This is a genomic window from Streptomyces sp. NPDC048002 (assembly GCF_040653275.1).
In the GTDB taxonomy this organism is placed as follows: Bacteria; Actinomycetota; Actinomycetes; order Streptomycetales; family Streptomycetaceae; genus Streptomyces.
Window position 1 is genome coordinate 1 of record NZ_JBEZNL010000087.1, and the last position, 2903, is coordinate 2903.

Below are 2903 nucleotides of genomic sequence, written 5' to 3' on the forward strand. Positions count from 1 at the left end.
TACATCCGCTCCCCCGCACCCCCGAACGGACACGCCACAAAACGCCCCGCCGTCACACCCGGCGCCCCCACATACCCCCGCGCCACCCCCGCACCAGAGACATACAACTCCCCCACCACACCCACCGGCACCAACCCAAGACCGGCATCCAGCACGAACACGCGGGAGCCGTCCAGCGGACCGCCGATGGGCGGGCGGGCGTGGTTGTCGTCGTCGATGCGGGCCGCGAGCGACCAGATGGTGGTCTCGGTGGGGCCGTACACGTTGGTGACCTCGGCGGCGAGGGCGTGCAGTCGGCCGGCCAGGGCGGCGGGCAGGGCCTCGCCTCCGACGAGGCAGCGCAGGCCCGTGACGGCCTCGGGGGCTTCAGCCACGAGGCCGGTCCACAGTGAGGGGGTGGCCTGCAGGGCCGTGACGCCATGGGTGCGGATCAGGTGGGCGAGCGCCCGCGGATCGCGTACGTCCTCCTGGCCCGCCAGGACCACGGCCGCGCCGTGCAGCAGCGGAAGCAGCAGTTCGAGCTGGGCGATGTCGAAGGAGACGGTGGTCGGGGCGAGCAGTCGGTCGTCCGGGCTCAGCGGCAGATGGTGCTCCATGGCCGTCAGGAGCCGGGCGAGATTGCCGTGGGTGACGGCGACGCCCTTGGGCCGGCCGGTGGAGCCGGAGGTGTGGATGACGTAGGCCAGGCGCTCGTCCGCGCGGGCGGTGGGCGCGAGGTCGGCGGCCGACAGGTCGTCCGAGGACAGGCCCGGCGGGCAGGTGGCGTCGGTGAGGACGGTGACCGGTGAGACGTCGGCGAGGATCGCCTCGGTGCGGGCTCGCGGGTGCCGGGGATCGAGCGGGAGGTAGGCGGCGCCGGTCTTGAGGACGGCCAGGAGGGCGACGACGAGGTCGGCGGAGCGTTCCATCGCGATCGCGACCAGCCGTTCGGGCCCGGCGCCCGCGGACAGCAGGTGACGGGCCAGCTGGTTGGCCCGCTGGTCGAGTTCCCGGTACGACAGGCTTGTGGCGCCGCAGCTGACGGCCGTGGCGTCGGGAGTGGCGGCGGCCCGGGCCTCGAACCGGTCCGTCAGGGAGGCGGGGTCCGCCGCCGGTTCCCGTCCGGTGCCCCGGGTCAGGAGGGCCGCGCGCTCGGCCGGACCGAGCAGGTCGAGCGTGCTCAGCGGACGCCGTGGGTCCTCCGTCACCTCGGTGACGAGGTGTTCCATGCACCGCGCGAGCCGTCGCGCCGTCGCCTCCTCGAAGACGTCCTGCGCGAACAGAAGTCGCCCTTCGAGGCCGCCCGCCCGTTCGTGGAGGTCGAAGAGCAGATCGAAGTCGATCCGGTCGTCGCCCACGACGTCGAGCAACTCCGTTTCCAGGCCGGGGAATCGGGCCTGGGCGCCGGCGTTGTTCTGCAGGCTCAGCATCACCTGGAACAACGGATGCCGCCCCGACGAACGCACCGGATTGACCGCCTCCACCACCCGGTCGAACGGCACGTCCTGATGCTCCAACGCCCCCAGCACACCCGACCGCACCCGGCCCAGCAACTCACCGAACGACGGATCCCCCGACACATCCGACCGCACCACCACCGTATTCACAAAACACCCGACCAACTCCTCCAAACCCACATCCGAACGCCCCGCCACAGGACTGCCCACCACCACGTCCTCCCCAGCGCCCACCCGCGACAACACACCCGCCACCGCCGCATGCAGCACCATGAACAGACTGGACCCGTGGTCACGGGCGAGACGTTCGAGGGCGGCGCACCGCTCGGGCGGAATGCGCAGGGGTACGGAGCTCGCGCGGCCGGAGGCCAGGGCGGGCCGGGGCCGGTCCCGGGGCAGGTCCAGCTCCTCGGGCAGGTCCTTCAACGTCTCCCGCCAGAAGTCCAGCTGCCGCTTCTCCAGGCCGTCCGCCTGGAGAAGTTCGCACTGCCAGAGCGTGAAGTCACGGTACTGGAAAGGAAGTTCGGTCCATGTCGGGGCGGCGCCGTGGGTGCGGGCCGCGTAGGCCGTGGCGAGGTCCCGGACGAAGGGGGCGGCCGACCAGCCGTCGAAGGCGATGTGGTGCACCGCCACCACCAGCACGTGCTCCGTGGGCCCGACGGCCAGCAGCTTCGCGCGCAGGGGCGCCTCGCACGACAGGTCGAAGCCTGTGGCAGCCATCTCGGCCATACGGGAACTCAGTTCGCCGCCGGACACGGGTTCCACCTCGACGGCGGTTGCGTCACCGGCCTCCAGCACCTGCTGGTGCGCCACGCCGCCGGTAACGGGAAGGACGGTCCGCAGGCTTTCGTGGCGGTGGACCACGTCCAGCAGGGCCGCCCGCAGTGCCGGCACGTCCGTCTCTCCGGACAGCCGCAGGGCGGTGGTGATCACGCGCGTGTCCGTGGCGCCGGTGCCCTCTTCGAGCTGGCCCTGGAACCAGAAGCGCAGTTGGGAAGGGGAGAGAGGGGCCCGTTCGGAGCGGGGACGGCGGCTGAGCGGTCGGCGGGTCTCGGCCGGGTCGCCGCAGCGGGCGGCCAGACCGGCCGGTGTGGGCGCCTCGAACACCGCGCTCAGCTCGATCTCCGCGCCGAGGGTCGCGCGGATCCGGCTGACGAGGCGTACGGCGAGGAGCGACTGGCCGCCGAGGGCGAAGAAGGAGTCGTCGACCCCGATGTCCGGCACGCCTAGGATCTCGGCGAACATCTCGCACAGCGCCCGTTCCGCCTTGTTGGTGGGTTCGCGGCGGGTGGTGTCGGCCCTCCTCGCCTGGGGTGCGGGCAGGGCGGCACGGTCCAGTTTGCCGTTCGGCGTGAGCGGCAGACCGTCCTCGAGGACCATCACCACCGACGGAACCATATAGTCCGGCAGCAGCGCCACCGCCCGCTCCCGCACCTGCTCCGCCAAACGATCCGTCGATCCTGAGGC

The 2903-nt window shown here is 72.1% G+C and carries 1 protein-coding gene; it reads right to left on the reverse strand.

Going from position 1 to position 2903, the window contains the following annotated elements; all coding sequences use genetic code 11:
- Positions 1-2882: amino acid adenylation domain-containing protein (locus AB0E07_RS39775; protein ID WP_362263359.1), on the reverse strand; the 2882-nt coding region annotated here is incomplete at its 3' end.
- Positions 2883-2903: the final 21 nt, after the last annotated feature.